Here is a 14425-nt window from a genome sequence, read left to right on the forward strand (position 1 = left end):
GAATGCCTCGTAAGGGCCCCGCCCCGAAGCGCCCGGTCATCATCGACCCGGTGTACGGCTCTCCTCTGGTGACCTCCCTCATCAACAAGGTGCTGCTGAACGGCAAGCGCTCCACCGCCGAGCGCATCGTCTACGGCGCCATGGAGGGTCTGCGTGAGAAGACGGGCAACGACCCGGTCATCACGCTGAAGCGCGCGCTGGAGAACATCAAGCCGACCCTCGAGGTCAAGTCCCGCCGCGTCGGTGGTGCGACCTACCAGGTGCCGATCGAGGTCAAGCCCGGTCGTGCCAACACGCTGGCCCTGCGCTGGCTGGTGGGTTACTCCCGCGCCCGTCGCGAGAAGACCATGACCGAGCGTCTGCTCAACGAGCTCCTCGACGCCTCCAACGGCCTGGGTGCCGCTGTGAAGAAGCGTGAGGACACCCACAAGATGGCCGAGTCCAACAAGGCCTTCGCGCACTACCGCTGGTAGTCGCTACCCCCATCGAGACCGAGAGAAGACTGAGCCGATATGGCTACCACTTCACTTGACCTGGCCAAGGTGCGCAACATCGGCATCATGGCTCACATCGACGCGGGCAAGACGACGACCACCGAGCGGATCCTGTTCTACACCGGTGTCTCGTACAAGATCGGTGAGGTCCACGACGGTGCCGCCACGATGGACTGGATGGAGCAGGAGCAGGAGCGTGGCATCACGATCACCTCTGCTGCCACCACCTGTCACTGGCCGCTGAACGACGTCGACCACACGATCAACATCATCGACACCCCCGGGCACGTCGACTTCACCGTCGAGGTGGAGCGCTCCCTGCGCGTGCTCGACGGTGCCGTGACGGTGTTCGACGGCGTCGCCGGTGTCGAGCCCCAGTCCGAGACCGTGTGGCGTCAGGCGGACCGCTACGGCGTCCCGCGCATCTGCTTCGTCAACAAGCTCGACCGTACGGGTGCCGAGTTCCACCGCTGCGTCGACATGATCGTCGACCGCCTCGGTGCGACCCCGATCGTCATGCAGCTGCCCATCGGCGCGGAGGCTGACTTCAAGGGCGTCGTCGACCTCGTCACGATGAAGGCCTTCGTCTGGTCCGCCGAGACCAAGATGGGCGAGGCCTACGACATCGTCGACATCCCGGCCACGCACACCGAGGCCGCCGACGAGTGGCGCGGCAAGCTGCTTGAGGCCGTCGCCGAGAACGACGAGCAGATGATGGAGCTGTACCTCGAGGGCCAGGAGCCCACCGAGGAGCAGCTGTACGCGGCGATCCGTCGCATCACCATCGCCTCGGGCAAGGGCGGCGACACCACCGTCACCCCCGTGTTCTGCGGCACCGCGTTCAAGAACAAGGGCGTCCAGCCCCTGCTCGACGCGGTCGTGCGCTACCTCCCCTCCCCCCTGGACGTCGAGGCCATCGAGGGCCACGGCACCAAGGACCCGGAGGAGATCGTCAAGCGCAAGCCGTCCGACGACGAGCCGCTCGCGGCCCTCGCGTTCAAGATCGCGAGCGACCCGCACCTCGGCAAGCTCACCTTCGTCCGGATCTACTCCGGTCGCCTTGACTCCGGCACCGCCGTGCTGAACTCCGTCAAGGGCAAGAAGGAGCGCATCGGCAAGATCTACCGCATGCACGCGAACAAGCGTGAGGAGATCGAGTCGGTGGGCGCCGGTGACATCGTCGCCGTCATGGGTCTGAAGCAGACCACCACGGGCGAGACGCTCTGTGACGACAAGGCCCCGGTCATCCTGGAGTCCATGGACTTCCCGGCGCCGGTCATCCAGGTCGCCATCGAGCCGAAGTCCAAGGGCGACCAGGAGAAGCTGGGTGTCGCCATCCAGCGCCTCTCGGAGGAGGACCCCTCCTTCCAGGTCCACTCGGACGAGGAGACCGGCCAGACCATCATCGGTGGTATGGGCGAGCTTCACCTCGAGGTGCTCGTCGACCGCATGAAGCGCGAGTTCCGCGTCGAGGCGAACGTCGGCAAGCCGCAGGTCGCGTACCGCGAGACGATCCGTCGGGCCGTCGAGCGCGTGGACTACACCCACAAGAAGCAGACCGGTGGTACCGGTCAGTTCGCCAAGGTGCAGATCGCGATCGAGCCCATCGTCGACGGCGACGCGTCGTACGAGTTCGTGAACAAGGTCACCGGTGGCCGCATCCCGCGGGAGTACATCCCGTCGGTGGACGCGGGTGCGCAGGAGGCCATGCAGTTCGGCATCCTGGCGGGCTACGAGATGACGGGCGTCCGCGTCACGCTGCTCGACGGCGCCTACCACGAGGTCGACTCCTCCGAGCTCGCCTTCAAGATCGCCGGTTCGCAGGCCTTCAAGGAGGCCGCGCGGCAGGCCAAGCCCGTGCTGCTCGAGCCGATGATGGCCGTCGAGGTCACCACGCCCGAGGACTACATGGGCGACGTCATCGGCGACATCAACTCCCGCCGTGGCCAGATCCAGGCCATGGAGGAGCGCAGTGGCGCCCGGGTCGTCAAGGGCCTGGTTCCGCTGTCGGAGATGTTCGGCTACGTCGGAGACCTCCGCAGCAAGACGTCGGGTCGCGCAAGCTACTCGATGCAGTTCGACTCCTACGCCGAGGTTCCGCGGAACGTCGCCGAGGAGATCATCGCGAAGGCCAAGGGCGAGTAGCTCACCCGAGCACACGCTTTAGGCTTGACACCGTCGGCCGGGGCAAACCCCGCGATCCGTGAGGAATGCCCCGGCGGTCGGCACCCCAGCAAAGATCACCTGGCGCCGATGAAGTAAGGCGTACAGAACCACTCCACAGGAGGACCCCAGTGGCGAAGGCGAAGTTCGAGCGGACTAAGCCGCACGTCAACATCGGCACCATCGGTCACATTGACCACGGTAAGACGACCCTCACGGCCGCCATTACCAAGGTGCTGCACGACGCGTACCCCGACCTGAACGAGGCCTCGGCCTTCGACCAGATCGACAAGGCTCCCGAAGAGCGTCAGCGCGGTATCACCATCTCCATCGCGCACGTCGAGTACCAGACGGAGACGCGTCACTACGCCCACGTCGACTGCCCCGGTCACGCGGACTACATCAAGAACATGATCACGGGTGCCGCGCAGATGGACGGCGCCATCCTCGTGGTCGCCGCCACCGACGGCCCGATGCCGCAGACCAAGGAGCACGTGCTCCTGGCCCGCCAGGTCGGCGTTCCGTACATCGTCGTCGCCCTGAACAAGGCCGACATGGTGGACGACGAGGAGATCCTGGAGCTCGTCGAGCTCGAGGTCCGTGAGCTCCTCTCCGAGTACGAGTTCCCGGGCGACGACGTCCCGGTCGTCAAGGTCTCGGCGCTCAAGGCGCTCGAGGGCGACGCCGAGTGGGGCAAGTCCGTCCTCGACCTGATGAAGGCCGTCGACGAGGCCATCCCGCAGCCCGAGCGTGACGTCGACAAGCCGTTCCTGATGCCGATCGAGGACGTCTTCACGATCACCGGTCGTGGCACCGTCGTCACCGGTCGTATCGAGCGTGGTGTCCTCAAGGTCAACGAGACCGTCGACATCATCGGCATCAAGACCGAGAAGACCACCACCACGGTCACCGGCATCGAGATGTTCCGCAAGCTGCTCGACGAGGGCCAGGCCGGTGAGAACGTCGGTCTGCTGCTCCGCGGCATCAAGCGCGAGGACGTCGAGCGCGGCCAGGTCATCATCAAGCCGGGCTCGGTCACCCCGCACACCGAGTTCGAGGCGCAGGCGTACATCCTGTCGAAGGACGAGGGTGGCCGTCACACCCCGTTCTTCAACAACTACCGCCCGCAGTTCTACTTCCGTACGACGGACGTGACCGGCGTCGTGACCCTCCCCGAGGGCACCGAGATGGTCATGCCGGGTGACAACACCGAGATGAAGGTGGAGCTCATCCAGCCCGTCGCCATGGAAGAGGGCCTGAAGTTCGCCATCCGTGAGGGTGGCCGGACCGTCGGCGCCGGCCAGGTCGTCAAGATCACCAAGTAAGCTCCGCTTGCTTGCTGGTCGGGGTGACCCGGCTGCTCTGAACTGAGCGCAGCAAGAGGCCCCGCTCGCCGTTACGGCGGGTGGGGCCTTTTGTCGTTCCGGGGCGCGCCGCGGGCGGCCGTGCCGCTTGACAATCGGCTCGATTGGCCTTCGTCGTCCCAGGTGTGGCACACTGTTCAGGTTGCTCGGTTGAGTGCCGATGCTGTGCGCCTCCCGCCGGGAGGACTGAAAGCGAGTCCCACAGTACTCGTCGCCCCATCTGCCGTAAGGCAGCGCTGTGGCGGACGTACGGGAATCTTTCGGGAAGTGCGGTGCGGTGGCTCGGCCAGGCACCCGGTGGGTTTCTTCCCCCGGACCCGCGGTCATCCAGGGCCGCAGCCCCTAGCAGGGAAATCCTTCGGGAGATCTGTGTGAGCGGGACTGCGACACGCCCGACCGCGTGGGTCGGAGGAAGTAGAAAAACGGGCCTTCCGGGGGCCAGAGCGTTCGAGACAAAGGACTACTAAGTAGCCATGGCGGGACAGAAGATCCGCATCCGGCTCAAGGCCTACGACCACGAGGTCATCGACTCCTCGGCGAAGAAGATCGTCGAGACGGTGACGCGTACTGGTGCGTCGGTCGCGGGCCCGGTGCCGCTGCCCACTGAGAAGAACGTGTACTGCGTCATCAAGTCGCCGCACAAGTACAAGGACTCGCGCGAGCACTTCGAGATGCGCACGCACAAGCGCCTGATCGACATCCTCGACCCGACGCCCAAGACCGTTGACTCGCTGATGCGCCTGGACCTTCCGGCCGGCGTTGACATCGAGATCAAGCTCTGAGAGGCACGGAAGAGATGACCAAGCAGATCAAGGGCATCCTGGGCGAGAAGCTCGGCATGACCCAGGTCTGGGACGAGAACAACCGTGTCGTCCCCGTGACCGTGGTCAAGGCCGGGCCCTGCGTTGTTACCCAGGTCCGTACGAATGACAGCGACGGCTACGAGTCGGTCCAGATCGCCTTCGGCGAGATCGACCCGCGCAAGGTGAACAAGCCCCTCAAGGGCCACTTCGCCAAGGCCGACGTGACCCCCCGTCGCCACCTCGTCGAGATCCGTACCTCGGACGCGTCCGAGTACACCCTCGGCCAGGAGCTCACCGCCGAGACCTTCGAGTCGGGCGTCAAGGTCGACGTGACCGGCAAGAGCAAGGGCAAGGGCTTCGCCGGTGTCATGAAGCGCCACAACTTCGGTGGCCTCGGCTCCAGCCACGGCACCCAGCGCAAGCACCGCTCGCCCGGTTCCATCGGTGGCTGCGCCACCCCGGGCCGCGTGTTCAAGGGCCTCCGCATGGCGGGCCGCATGGGCAACGAGCGGGTCACCACCCAGAACCTGACCGTCCACGCCGTTGACGCGGAGAAGGGTCTGCTGCTCATCAAGGGCGCGGTTCCCGGTCCGAACGGCGGCCTCGTCCTGGTCCGCACCGCGGCCAAGGGGGCCTGAGGTAACCGATGAGCACTGTTGAGATCCTTTCGCCGGCAGGCGACAAGGCCGGTACCGTCGAGCTCCCCGCGGAGATCTTCGACGCGAAGGTCAGCATCCCGCTGATCCACCAGGTCGTTGTCGCGCAGCTGGCCGCTGCCCGCCAGGGCACGCACAAGACCAAGACGCGCGGCGAGGTCCGTGGTGGCGGCAAGAAGCCGTACCGCCAGAAGGGCACCGGCCGCGCCCGCCAGGGTTCGACCCGCGCGCCGCAGTTCGCCGGTGGTGGCGTCGTGCACGGTCCCGTGCCGCGTGACTACTCGCAGCGGACCCCGAAGAAGATGAAGGCCGCCGCCCTGCGCGGTGCCCTCACCGACCGGGCCCGCAACAGCCGCATCCACGTCGTCTCCGACGTGGTCGAGGGCGACATCTCCACGAAGGCCGTCAAGGCTCTCCTCGGCAAGATCAGCGAGCGCAAGAACGTGCTCCTGGTCGTCGAGCGCGAGAACGAGAAGGCCGTGCTGTCCGCCCGTAACCTGCCCCAGGTCCACATCCTGGAGCCGGGCCAGCTGAACACGTACGACGTTCTCGTCTCGGACGACGTGGTCTTCACCCAGGCCGCGTTCGAGTCCTTCGTGTCGGGCCCGAAGGCCAATGACACCGAAGGGAGCGAGGCCTGATGGCTATCCGTCACCCCGCTATCGCCTCGAAGGCCGCCAAGGCCGCCAAGGCCGCGCGCGTCGCCAAGGCGAAGCGCCACGCCACCGAGGGCAAGAACACCGTCGAGACGCCGCTGAGCAAGAGCTTCACGGACCCCCGTGACGTGCTCCTCAAGCCGGTCGTCTCGGAGAAGAGCTACGCGCTGCTCGACGAGGGCAAGTACACCTTCGTCGTCGCGCCCGGCGCCAACAAGACCCAGATCAAGCAGGCCGTCGAGGCGGTCTTCTCGGTCAAGGTCACCGGCGTCAACACGCTCAACCGCCAGGGCAAGCGCAAGCGCACTCGTACGGGCTTCGGCAAGCGTGCCGACTCCAAGCGCGCGATCGTGACCCTCGCTGAGGGCGACCGTATCGACATCTTCGGCCAGGCCTCCTAACGGAGACCCTGGTCCGAATATCGGACGAGGACTGAGAAATGGGAATCCGCAAGTACAAGCCGACGACGCCGGGCCGCCGTGGCTCCTCCGTCGCCGACTTCGTCGAGGTCACGCGGTCCACGCCGGAGAAGTCGCTGGTCCGCCCGCTGCACAGCAAGGGCGGCCGTAACAACGCCGGTCGTGTGACCGTTCGCCACCAGGGTGGCGGACACAAGCGCGCCTACCGCGTGATCGACTTCCGTCGTCACGACAAGGACGGCGTGCCGGCGAAGGTCGCGCACATCGAGTACGACCCGAACCGCACCGCGCGCATCGCCCTGCTGCACTACGCAGACGGCGAGAAGCGCTACATCATCGCTCCGCGCAACCTGTCGCAGGGTGACCGGGTTGAGAACGGCCCTGGCGCCGACATCAAGCCCGGCAACAACCTGGCGCTGCGCAACATCCCGGTCGGTACCACGATCCACGCGATCGAGCTCCGTCCGGGCGGCGGCGCCAAGTTCGCCCGCTCCGCGGGTGCCTCGGTGCAGCTGCTCGCGAAGGAGGGCTCGATGGCCCACCTGCGCATGCCGTCGGGCGAGATCCGTCTGGTCGACGTCCGCTGCCGCGCCACCATCGGTGAGGTCGGCAACGCCGAGCAGTCGAACATCAACTGGGGCAAGGCCGGCCGCAAGCGCTGGCTCGGCGTCCGTCCCACCGTTCGCGGTGTCGTGATGAACCCGGTTGACCACCCGCACGGTGGTGGTGAGGGCAAGACCTCCGGTGGTCGTCACCCGGTCTCGCCCTGGGGCAAGAAGGAAGGCCGTACTCGTTCGCCCAAGAAGGCGTCGAACAAGTACATCGTCCGCCGCCGCAAGACGAACAAGAAGCGCTAAGGACGGGTTGAGATGCCTCGTAGCCTGAAGAAGGGGCCCTTCGTCGACGACCACCTGATCAAGAAGGTGGATGTCCAGAACGAAGCCGGCACCAAGAACGTCATCAAGACCTGGTCCCGCCGCTCGATGATCGTCCCGGCCATGCTCGGCCACACGATCGCGGTGCACAACGGCAAGACCCACATCCCGGTGTTCGTCACCGAGTCGATGGTCGGCCACAAGCTCGGCGAGTTCTCGCCGACGCGCACCTTCCGGGGTCACGTCAAGGACGACCGGAAGTCGAAGCGCCGCTAAGGCGGGGTGGAATCGACTATGACTAACACCGAAGGGACAACCATGGAAGCCAGGGCCCAGGCGCGGTACATCCGCGTCACGCCCATGAAGGCCCGCCGCGTGGTGGACCTCATCCGTGGCATGGATGCCACGGAGGCTCAGGCGGTCCTGCGTTTCGCCCCGCAGGCCGCCAGCGTGCCGGTCGGCAAGGTGCTGGACAGCGCCATCGCCAACGCCGCGCACAACTACGACCACACGGACGCGTCGTCGCTGTACATCAGCGAGGCGTACGTGGACGAGGGCCCGACCCTGAAGCGGTTCCGTCCGCGTGCTCAGGGCCGTGCCTACCGGATCCGTAAGCGGACCAGCCACATCACCGTGGTCGTCAGCAGCAAGGAAGGAACCCGGTAATGGGCCAGAAGGTAAACCCGCACGGGTTCCGGCTCGGTGTCACGACCGACTTCAAGTCGCGTTGGTACGCCGACAAGCTGTACAAGGACTACGTCAAGGAAGACGTCGCCATCCGTCGGATGATGACGTCCGGCATGGAGCGCGCCGGCATCTCGAAGGTGGAGATCGAGCGCACCCGTGACCGCGTGCGTGTGGACATCCACACCGCTCGTCCCGGCATCGTCATCGGCCGCCGTGGCGCCGAGGCCGACCGCATCCGCGGTGACCTCGAGAAGCTCACGGGCAAGCAGGTCCAGCTGAACATCCTCGAGGTCAAGAACCCCGAGACGGACGCTCAGCTCGTGGCCCAGGCCGTTGCCGAGCAGCTGTCCTCCCGCGTCTCCTTCCGTCGCGCCATGCGTAAGAGCATGCAGTCGGCGATGAAGGCGGGCGCCAAGGGCATCAAGATCCAGTGTGGCGGTCGTCTCGGCGGTGCCGAGATGTCCCGCTCGGAGTTCTACCGCGAGGGCCGTGTGCCCCTGCACACGCTCCGCGCCAACGTGGACTACGGCTTCTTCGAGGCCAAGACGACCTTCGGCCGCATCGGCGTGAAGGTCTGGATCTACAAGGGCGACGTCAAGAACATCGCTGAGGTCCGCGCCGAGAACGCCGCTGCCCGCGCCGGCAACCGCCCGGCCCGTGGTGGCAACGACCGCCCGGCCCGCGGTGGCCGTGGTGGCGAGCGTGGCGGCCGCGGCCGCAAGCCGCAGCAGCAGTCCGCGCCGGCTGCCGAGGCCCCCAAGGCCGAGGCTCCCGCCGCTGCCGCTCCGGCTGCTGAGAGCACCGGAACGGAGGCCTGACCGACATGCTGATCCCCCGTAGGGTCAAGCACCGCAAGCAGCACCACCCCAAGCGCTCGGGCATGAGCAAGGGTGGCACGCAGGTTGCGTTCGGTGAGTACGGCATCCAGGCCATGGGCCCGGCGTACGTCACCAACCGTCAGATCGAGGCCGCGCGTATCGCGATGACCCGCCACATCAAGCGTGGCGGCAAGGTCTGGATCAACATCTACCCGGACCGTCCCCTCACCAAGAAGCCTGCCGAGACCCGCATGGGTTCCGGTAAGGGTTCGCCGGAGTGGTGGATCGCCAACGTCAAGCCCGGACGCGTCATGTTCGAGCTGTCGTACCCCAACGAGAAGATCGCCCGTGAGGCGCTGACCCGTGCGGCCCACAAGCTGCCGATGAAGTGCCGGATCGTCAAGCGCGAGGCAGGTGAAGCGTGATGTCGGCCGGTACCAAGGCGTCCGAGCTGCGCGAGCTGGGCAACGAGGAGCTCCTCAACAAGCTCCGCGAGGCCAAGGAAGAGCTGTTCAACCTCCGCTTCCAGGCGGCGACGGGCCAGCTCGAGAACCACGGTCGGCTCAAGGCCGTCCGTAAGGACATCGCGCGGATCTACACCCTGATGCGTGAGCGCGAGCTGGGCATCGAGACGGTGGAGAGCGCCTGATGAGCGAGAGCAACGTGACTGAAGAGACGAAGGCCGCACGCGGCTTCCGCAAGACCCGTGAGGGTCTGGTCGTCAGCGACAAGATGGACAAGACCGTCGTCGTCGCAGTCGAGGACCGCGTCAAGCACGCGCTGTACGGCAAGGTCATCCGCCGTACGAACAAGCTCAAGGCGCACGACGAGCAGAACGCCGCGGGCGTCGGCGACCGTGTCCTCCTCGCGGAGACCCGGCCGCTGTCCGCGACGAAGCGCTGGCGCGTCGTCGAGATCCTCGAGAAGGCCAAGTAATTACCTGAAGGGTTTCCTTCAGGTTCAGTTCCGCCAGGCTCGGCAGGGGCCCCACTCCCTCTAGGGACGAGGCCCCTGCCGGGAACCGGCAGACAAACAGGAGATAGACGTGATCCAGCAGGAGTCGCGACTTCGCGTCGCCGACAACACGGGTGCGAAGGAAATCCTCACCATCCGTGTTCTCGGTGGCTCGGGTCGCCGCTACGCGGGCATCGGTGACGTCATCGTCGCCACCGTCAAGGACGCGATCCCCGGTGGCAACGTGAAGAAGGGTGACGTCGTCAAGGCGGTCATCGTTCGCACCGTCAAGGAGCGCCGCCGTCCGGACGGCTCGTACATCCGCTTCGACGAGAACGCCGCCGTCATTCTGAAGAACGACGGCGACCCTCGCGGCACCCGTATCTTCGGCCCGGTGGGCCGTGAGCTGCGCGAGAAGAAGTTCATGAAGATCATCTCGCTCGCGCCGGAGGTGCTGTAAGCATGAAGATCAAGAAGGGTGACCTGGTCCAGGTCATCACCGGCAAGGACAAGGGCAAGCAGGGCAAGGTCATTGCCGCTTACCCGCGCGACGAGCGCGTCCTGGTCGAGGGTGTCAACCGGGTCAAGAAGCACACGAAGGCCGGCCCCACGGCCTCCGGCTCCCAGGCCGGTGGCATCGTCACGACCGAGGCGCCGATCCACGTCTCCAACGTCCAGCTGGTCGTTGAGAAGGACGGCAACAAGGTCGTCACGCGCGTCGGCTACCGCTTCGACGACGAGGGCAACAAGATCCGCGTTGCCAAGCGGACGGGTGAGGACATCTGATGACGACCACCACCACTCCGCGCCTCAAGACGAAGTACCGCGAGGAGATCAAGGGCAAGCTGCAGGAGGAGTTCTCGTACGAGAACGTCATGCAGATCCCCGGCCTCGTGAAGATCGTGGTCAACATGGGTGTCGGCGACGCCGCCCGTGACTCCAAGCTCATGGACGGTGCCGTCCGTGACCTGACCACGATCACCGGTCAGAAGCCGGCCATCACCAAGGCCCGCAAGTCCATCGCGCAGTTCAAGCTGCGTGAGGGTCAGCCGATCGGTGCCCACGTCACGCTCCGTGGCGACCGCATGTGGGAGTTCCTGGACCGCACCCTGTCGCTCGCGCTGCCGCGTATCCGCGACTTCCGTGGTCTGTCCCCCAAGCAGTTCGACGGCCGTGGCAACTACACCTTCGGTCTCACGGAGCAGGTCATGTTCCACGAGATCGACCAGGACAAGATCGACCGTGTCCGGGGTATGGACATCACCGTGGTGACCACGGCGACCAACGACGCTGAGGGCCGCGCGCTCCTTCGTCACCTCGGCTTCCCGTTCAAGGAGGCGTGAGCGAGATGGCGAAGAAGGCTCTGATCGCTAAGGCTGCTCGCAAGCCCAAGTTCGGTGTGCGTGGCTACACCCGCTGCCAGCGCTGCGGCCGCCCGCACTCCGTGTACCGCAAGTTCGGCCTGTGCCGCGTGTGCCTTCGTGAGATGGCTCACCGTGGCGAGCTGCCGGGCGTGACCAAGAGCTCCTGGTAATCCCCTAGTTGGGATGACCGGAGTCTCTCGGTAAGCAATGAGGTCGGTGGGGGCCCGGCCGCGCATGCCTTAGGCTTGTGTGGTTGGGCGCCCTGCCGCCCTCGTACGACTTACTACGCCGTAGGTCCCCGCGCCGCACCCGTCCCGCCCATGAGTGGGGAGAGGGATGGCGCAGACAGGAAACCCCGGCGAGAGAGGCCGAAGGCCAATTCATGACCATGACTGATCCGATCGCAGACATGCTTACGCGTCTGCGGAACGCGAACTCGGCATACCACGACACCGTGGCGATGCCGCACAGCAAGATCAAGTCGCACATCGCGGAGATCCTCCAGCAGGAGGGTTTCATCACGGGCTGGAAGGTCGAGGACGCCGAGGTCGGCAAGAACCTCGTTCTCGAGCTCAAGTTCGGGCCGAACCGTGAGCGCTCCATCGCGGGCATCAAGCGGATCTCGAAGCCTGGTCTGCGTGTTTACGCGAAGTCCACCAACCTGCCGAAGGTGCTCGGCGGCCTGGGCGTGGCCATCATCTCCACGTCCCACGGTCTGCTCACCGGCCAGCAGGCGGGCAAGAAGGGCGTGGGTGGGGAAGTCCTCGCCTACGTCTGGTAGCGGAAGGGAACGGAGGAAACAGCTATGTCGCGTATTGGCAAGCTCCCCATCACGGTTCCCGCCGGCGTGGACGTCACCATCGACGGCCAGACGGTCCAGGTGAAGGGTCCCAAGGGCACCCTGAACCACACCGTCGTGTCGCCGATCGAGATCGCTAAGGGTGAGGACGGCGTTCTGAACGTCACCCGCCCGAACGACGAGCGTCAGAACAAGGCCCTGCACGGCCTGTCCCGCACGCTGGTGGCGAACATGATCACCGGTGTGACCCAGGGTTACGTGAAGAAGCTCGAGATCAGCGGTGTCGGTTACCGCGTCCTGGCGAAGGGCTCCAACCTGGAGTTCTCGCTCGGCTACAGCCACCCGATCCTGATCGAGGCGCCCGAGGGCATCTCGTTCAAGGTCGAGTCGCCGACCAAGTTCTCGGTCGAGGGCATCGACAAGCAGAAGGTCGGCGAGGTTGCGGCCAACATCCGCAAGCTGCGCAAGCCTGACCCGTACAAGGCCAAGGGCGTCAAGTACGAGGGCGAAGTCATCCGCCGCAAGGTCGGAAAGGCGGGTAAGTAAGCCATGGCATACGGTGTCAAGATTGCTAAGGGCGACGCTTACAAGCGTGCTGCCATCAAGCGTCGTCACATCCGGATCCGTAAGCACATCTCGGGTACGGCTGAGCGTCCGCGCCTGGTCGTGACGCGCTCCAACCGCCACATCGTGGCCCAGGTCATCGACGACATCCAGGGTCACACCCTGGCGTCGGCGTCGACCCTGGACGCGTCCATCCGTGGTGGCTCGGACGACAAGTCGGCGCAGGCCGGCAAGGTCGGCGCCCTGGTCGCCGAGCGTGCCAAGGCCGCCGGTGTCGAGGCTGTCGTGTTCGACCGTGGCGGTAACCGGTACGCGGGTCGCATCGCGGCCCTGGCCGACGCCGCCCGCGAGGCCGGGCTCAAGTTCTGAGCTCGCTGCGTAGCTAGCGGAAAAGAGAGAGGTAAATCCAATGGCTGGACCCCAGCGCCGCGGCAGCGGTGCCGGTGGCGGCGAGCGGCGGGACCGGAAGGGCCGTGACGGCGGCGCAGCTGCCGCCGAGAAGACCGCGTACGTTGAGCGCGTTGTCGCGATCAACCGCGTCGCCAAGGTTGTGAAGGGTGGTCGTCGCTTCAGCTTCACCGCGCTGGTCGTGGTGGGCGATGGCGACGGCACCGTGGGTGTCGGTTACGGCAAGGCCAAGGAGGTGCCGGCCGCCATCGCCAAGGGCGTTGAGGAGGCCAAGAAGCACTTCTTCAAGGTCCCGCGTATCGCCGGTACCATCCCGCACCCGATTCAGGGTGAAAAGGCCGCGGGCATCGTCCTGCTCAAGCCGGCTTCGCCGGGTACCGGTGTTATCGCCGGTGGTCCCGTGCGTGCCGTGCTCGAGTGCGCCGGTGTTCACGACATCCTGTCGAAGTCCCTGGGCTCCGACAACGCGATCAACATCGTGCACGCGACCGTGGCGGCCCTCAAGGGTCTGCAGCGTCCCGAGGAGATCGCGGCCCGCCGTGGTCTGCCGCTCGAGGACGTCGCTCCCGCCGCTCTGCTGCGTGCGCGTGCCGGGGCTGGTGCGTAATGGCGCAGCTCAAGATCACGCAGGTGAAGTCGTACATCGGCAGCAAGCAGAACCACCGTGACACCCTGCGTTCCCTTGGTCTCAAGGGCATCAACACGCAGGTCGTCAAGGAGGACCGCCCCGAGTTCCGCGGCATGGTGCACACCGTCCGCCACCTCGTGACGGTTGAGGAGGTCTGATCATGGCGGAGAACAACCCGCTGAAGATCCACAACCTCCGTCCGGCTCCCGGCGCCAAGACCGCCAAGACCCGTGTCGGTCGTGGTGAGGCGTCGAAGGGTAAGACGGCCGGTCGTGGTACCAAGGGCACGAAGGCCCGTTACCAGGTTCCGGAGCGCTTCGAGGGTGGCCAGATGCCCCTCCACATGCGTCTCCCGAAGCTGAAGGGCTTCAAGAACCCGTTCAAGACCGAGTACCAGGTCGTCAACCTGGACAAGCTCACCGCCCTCTACCCCGAGGGTGGCGAGGTCACGGTGGCCGACCTGGTCGCCAAGGGCGCCGTTCGCAAGAACAGCCTTGTCAAGGTCCTCGGCCAGGGCGAGGTCACCGTGGCGCTGCAGGTGACGGTCGACGCCGTCTCCGGCTCCGCCAAGGAGAAGATCACCGCCGCCGGCGGTACCGTCACCGAGCTCGTCTGAAGTTCTCAGGCGTCTCGATGACTTGAGCGATCCCGACCGGGGATGCCCCACAAAAGGGGCATCCCCGGTTGGTCGTTCCAAGGGGGGCACGGTCGCCGGTAAGGTGGCGTGCACTGTTACTTTCCGCGCGGTCTGTCCTCGCGACCGGCCGGGCGGT

Annotated in this window: 24 protein-coding genes; all 24 read left to right on the forward strand. The window is 65.9% G+C overall.

Going from position 1 to position 14425, the window contains the following annotated elements; genetic code table 11:
- Positions 1 to 2: 2 nt before the first annotated feature.
- The 24 genes from rpsG (at position 3) to rplO (ending at position 14268) form a co-directional block, all read left to right on the forward strand.
- Positions 3 to 473, forward strand: coding sequence for a 30S ribosomal protein S7 (gene rpsG / locus MQV74_RS24620; protein ID WP_003974303.1), 471 nt, complete (start codon positions 3 to 5; stop codon positions 471 to 473).
- A 39-nt stretch (positions 474 to 512) separates the two neighbouring features.
- Positions 513 to 2639, forward strand: a complete 2127-nt coding sequence (fusA, locus tag MQV74_RS24625) for an elongation factor G (protein WP_030685487.1) — start codon at positions 513 to 515, stop codon at positions 2637 to 2639.
- A gap of 149 nt (positions 2640 to 2788) precedes the next feature.
- Complete coding sequence (gene tuf, locus MQV74_RS24630) at positions 2789 to 3982, forward strand: elongation factor Tu (RefSeq protein ID WP_030685484.1); 1194 nt, start codon at positions 2789 to 2791, stop codon at positions 3980 to 3982.
- Between the two features lie 512 nt (positions 3983 to 4494).
- Positions 4495 to 4803 (forward strand): 30S ribosomal protein S10, encoded by a 309-nt coding sequence (rpsJ, locus tag MQV74_RS24635; protein ID WP_003948644.1) that lies wholly within the window; start codon positions 4495 to 4497, stop codon positions 4801 to 4803.
- A gap of 14 nt (positions 4804 to 4817) precedes the next feature.
- Complete coding sequence (rplC, locus tag MQV74_RS24640; RefSeq protein WP_138961312.1) at positions 4818 to 5462, forward strand: 50S ribosomal protein L3; 645 nt, start codon at positions 4818 to 4820, stop codon at positions 5460 to 5462.
- Between the two features lie 8 nt (positions 5463 to 5470).
- Positions 5471 to 6121, forward strand: a complete 651-nt coding sequence (gene rplD / locus MQV74_RS24645; RefSeq protein ID WP_030685479.1) for a 50S ribosomal protein L4 — start codon at positions 5471 to 5473, stop codon at positions 6119 to 6121.
- Positions 6121 to 6537: a 50S ribosomal protein L23 gene (rplW, locus tag MQV74_RS24650; RefSeq protein WP_030685476.1), complete on the forward strand. Its 417-nt coding sequence runs from the start codon at positions 6121 to 6123 to the stop codon at positions 6535 to 6537. The genes rplD and rplW overlap by 1 nt, the downstream gene beginning before the upstream one ends.
- Before the next feature lie 38 nt (positions 6538 to 6575).
- Positions 6576 to 7412: a 50S ribosomal protein L2 gene (rplB, locus tag MQV74_RS24655; RefSeq protein ID WP_030685474.1), complete on the forward strand. Its 837-nt coding sequence runs from the start codon at positions 6576 to 6578 to the stop codon at positions 7410 to 7412.
- Between the two features lie 12 nt (positions 7413 to 7424).
- Positions 7425 to 7706: a 30S ribosomal protein S19 gene (gene rpsS / locus MQV74_RS24660; protein WP_003948639.1), complete on the forward strand. Its 282-nt coding sequence runs from the start codon at positions 7425 to 7427 to the stop codon at positions 7704 to 7706.
- Positions 7707 to 7748: 42 nt separating this feature from the next.
- Positions 7749 to 8096: a 50S ribosomal protein L22 gene (gene rplV / locus MQV74_RS24665; RefSeq protein WP_030685471.1), complete on the forward strand. Its 348-nt coding sequence runs from the start codon at positions 7749 to 7751 to the stop codon at positions 8094 to 8096.
- On the forward strand, positions 8096 to 8935 hold the full coding sequence (gene rpsC, locus MQV74_RS24670; RefSeq protein ID WP_030567260.1) for a 30S ribosomal protein S3: 840 nt from the start codon (positions 8096 to 8098) through the stop codon (positions 8933 to 8935). Before rplV ends, rpsC begins: the two co-directional genes overlap by 1 nt.
- A 5-nt stretch (positions 8936 to 8940) precedes the next feature.
- The gene (gene rplP / locus MQV74_RS24675) at positions 8941 to 9360 is read left to right on the forward strand and encodes a 50S ribosomal protein L16 (RefSeq protein WP_030685469.1); all 420 of its coding nucleotides are present in this window, start codon (positions 8941 to 8943) and stop codon (positions 9358 to 9360) included.
- Positions 9360 to 9584 carry a 50S ribosomal protein L29 gene (rpmC, locus tag MQV74_RS24680; RefSeq protein ID WP_010036720.1) on the forward strand — a complete coding sequence of 75 codons (225 nt, stop codon included), beginning with the start codon at positions 9360 to 9362 and terminating at the stop codon, positions 9582 to 9584. Before rplP ends, rpmC begins: the two co-directional genes overlap by 1 nt.
- Complete coding sequence (gene rpsQ, locus MQV74_RS24685) at positions 9584 to 9871, forward strand: 30S ribosomal protein S17 (protein ID WP_016434628.1); 288 nt, start codon at positions 9584 to 9586, stop codon at positions 9869 to 9871. Before rpmC ends, rpsQ begins: the two co-directional genes overlap by 1 nt.
- 109 nt (positions 9872 to 9980) lie before the next feature.
- The gene (gene rplN / locus MQV74_RS24690) at positions 9981 to 10349 is read left to right on the forward strand and encodes a 50S ribosomal protein L14 (RefSeq protein WP_003974257.1); all 369 of its coding nucleotides are present in this window, start codon (positions 9981 to 9983) and stop codon (positions 10347 to 10349) included.
- Positions 10350 to 10351: 2 nt separating this feature from the next.
- Entirely contained in the window at positions 10352 to 10675 is a 324-nt protein-coding gene (gene rplX, locus MQV74_RS24695) for a 50S ribosomal protein L24 (RefSeq protein WP_018543913.1), read from the forward strand.
- On the forward strand, positions 10675 to 11232 hold the full coding sequence (gene rplE, locus MQV74_RS24700; RefSeq protein WP_138961315.1) for a 50S ribosomal protein L5: 558 nt from the start codon (positions 10675 to 10677) through the stop codon (positions 11230 to 11232). The genes rplX and rplE overlap by 1 nt, the downstream gene beginning before the upstream one ends.
- 5 nt (positions 11233 to 11237) lie before the next feature.
- On the forward strand, positions 11238 to 11423 hold the full coding sequence (locus MQV74_RS24705; RefSeq protein WP_003948630.1) for a type Z 30S ribosomal protein S14: 186 nt from the start codon (positions 11238 to 11240) through the stop codon (positions 11421 to 11423).
- 212 nt (positions 11424 to 11635) lie between these two features.
- On the forward strand, positions 11636 to 12034 hold the full coding sequence (rpsH, locus tag MQV74_RS24710; RefSeq protein ID WP_018528360.1) for a 30S ribosomal protein S8: 399 nt from the start codon (positions 11636 to 11638) through the stop codon (positions 12032 to 12034).
- Positions 12035 to 12058: 24 nt separating this feature from the next.
- The gene (gene rplF, locus MQV74_RS24715; RefSeq protein ID WP_242721164.1) at positions 12059 to 12598 is read left to right on the forward strand and encodes a 50S ribosomal protein L6; all 540 of its coding nucleotides are present in this window, start codon (positions 12059 to 12061) and stop codon (positions 12596 to 12598) included.
- A gap of 3 nt (positions 12599 to 12601) precedes the next feature.
- A complete protein-coding gene (gene rplR, locus MQV74_RS24720; RefSeq protein ID WP_138961318.1) occupies positions 12602 to 12985 on the forward strand; it encodes a 50S ribosomal protein L18 in 384 nt (127 codons plus the stop codon).
- Positions 12986 to 13025: 40 nt separating this feature from the next.
- Positions 13026 to 13631, forward strand: coding sequence for a 30S ribosomal protein S5 (gene rpsE / locus MQV74_RS24725; RefSeq protein WP_030685449.1), 606 nt, complete (start codon positions 13026 to 13028; stop codon positions 13629 to 13631).
- The gene (gene rpmD, locus MQV74_RS24730) at positions 13631 to 13810 is read left to right on the forward strand and encodes a 50S ribosomal protein L30 (RefSeq protein WP_052580766.1); all 180 of its coding nucleotides are present in this window, start codon (positions 13631 to 13633) and stop codon (positions 13808 to 13810) included. The genes rpsE and rpmD overlap by 1 nt, the downstream gene beginning before the upstream one ends.
- A gap of 2 nt (positions 13811 to 13812) precedes the next feature.
- Positions 13813 to 14268 carry a 50S ribosomal protein L15 gene (gene rplO / locus MQV74_RS24735; protein WP_138961319.1) on the forward strand — a complete coding sequence of 152 codons (456 nt, stop codon included), beginning with the start codon at positions 13813 to 13815 and terminating at the stop codon, positions 14266 to 14268.
- Positions 14269 to 14425 lie beyond the last annotated feature (157 nt).

The sequence above is a fragment of the Streptomyces sp. AN091965 genome (assembly GCF_022698285.1).
Lineage (GTDB): Bacteria > Actinomycetota > Actinomycetes > Streptomycetales > Streptomycetaceae > Streptomyces.

Bases quoted from the DNA above. Each gene is read 5' to 3' on its own strand.
- rpsG (WP_003974303.1), top strand. From the start codon at position 3: ATGCCTCGTAAGGGCCCCGCCCCGAAGCGCCCGGTCATCATCGACCCG.
- rpsJ (WP_003948644.1), top strand. From the start codon at position 4,495: ATGGCGGGACAGAAGATCCGCATCCGGCTCAAGGCCTACGACCACGAG.
- rplE (WP_138961315.1), top strand. From the start codon at position 10,675: ATGACGACCACCACCACTCCGCGCCTCAAGACGAAGTACCGCGAGGAG.
- rpmD (WP_052580766.1), top strand. From the start codon at position 13,631: ATGGCGCAGCTCAAGATCACGCAGGTGAAGTCGTACATCGGCAGCAAG.
- rplX (WP_018543913.1), top strand. From the start codon at position 10,352: ATGAAGATCAAGAAGGGTGACCTGGTCCAGGTCATCACCGGCAAGGAC.
- MQV74_RS24705 (WP_003948630.1), top strand. From the start codon at position 11,238: ATGGCGAAGAAGGCTCTGATCGCTAAGGCTGCTCGCAAGCCCAAGTTC.
- rpsE (WP_030685449.1), top strand. From the start codon at position 13,026: ATGGCTGGACCCCAGCGCCGCGGCAGCGGTGCCGGTGGCGGCGAGCGG.
- rpsS (WP_003948639.1), top strand. From the start codon at position 7,425: ATGCCTCGTAGCCTGAAGAAGGGGCCCTTCGTCGACGACCACCTGATC.
- rplB (WP_030685474.1), top strand. From the start codon at position 6,576: ATGGGAATCCGCAAGTACAAGCCGACGACGCCGGGCCGCCGTGGCTCC.
- rpmC (WP_010036720.1), top strand. From the start codon at position 9,360: ATGTCGGCCGGTACCAAGGCGTCCGAGCTGCGCGAGCTGGGCAACGAG.
- rplW (WP_030685476.1), top strand. From the start codon at position 6,121: ATGGCTATCCGTCACCCCGCTATCGCCTCGAAGGCCGCCAAGGCCGCC.
- rplC (WP_138961312.1), top strand. From the start codon at position 4,818: ATGACCAAGCAGATCAAGGGCATCCTGGGCGAGAAGCTCGGCATGACC.
- rpsQ (WP_016434628.1), top strand. From the start codon at position 9,584: ATGAGCGAGAGCAACGTGACTGAAGAGACGAAGGCCGCACGCGGCTTC.
- rpsC (WP_030567260.1), top strand. From the start codon at position 8,096: ATGGGCCAGAAGGTAAACCCGCACGGGTTCCGGCTCGGTGTCACGACC.
- rplD (WP_030685479.1), top strand. From the start codon at position 5,471: ATGAGCACTGTTGAGATCCTTTCGCCGGCAGGCGACAAGGCCGGTACC.
- rplF (WP_242721164.1), top strand. From the start codon at position 12,059: ATGTCGCGTATTGGCAAGCTCCCCATCACGGTTCCCGCCGGCGTGGAC.
- rplR (WP_138961318.1), top strand. From the start codon at position 12,602: ATGGCATACGGTGTCAAGATTGCTAAGGGCGACGCTTACAAGCGTGCT.
- rplO (WP_138961319.1), top strand. From the start codon at position 13,813: ATGGCGGAGAACAACCCGCTGAAGATCCACAACCTCCGTCCGGCTCCC.
- rplP (WP_030685469.1), top strand. From the start codon at position 8,941: ATGCTGATCCCCCGTAGGGTCAAGCACCGCAAGCAGCACCACCCCAAG.
- fusA (WP_030685487.1), top strand. From the start codon at position 513: ATGGCTACCACTTCACTTGACCTGGCCAAGGTGCGCAACATCGGCATC.
- rplV (WP_030685471.1), top strand. From the start codon at position 7,749: ATGGAAGCCAGGGCCCAGGCGCGGTACATCCGCGTCACGCCCATGAAG.
- rpsH (WP_018528360.1), top strand. From the start codon at position 11,636: ATGACCATGACTGATCCGATCGCAGACATGCTTACGCGTCTGCGGAAC.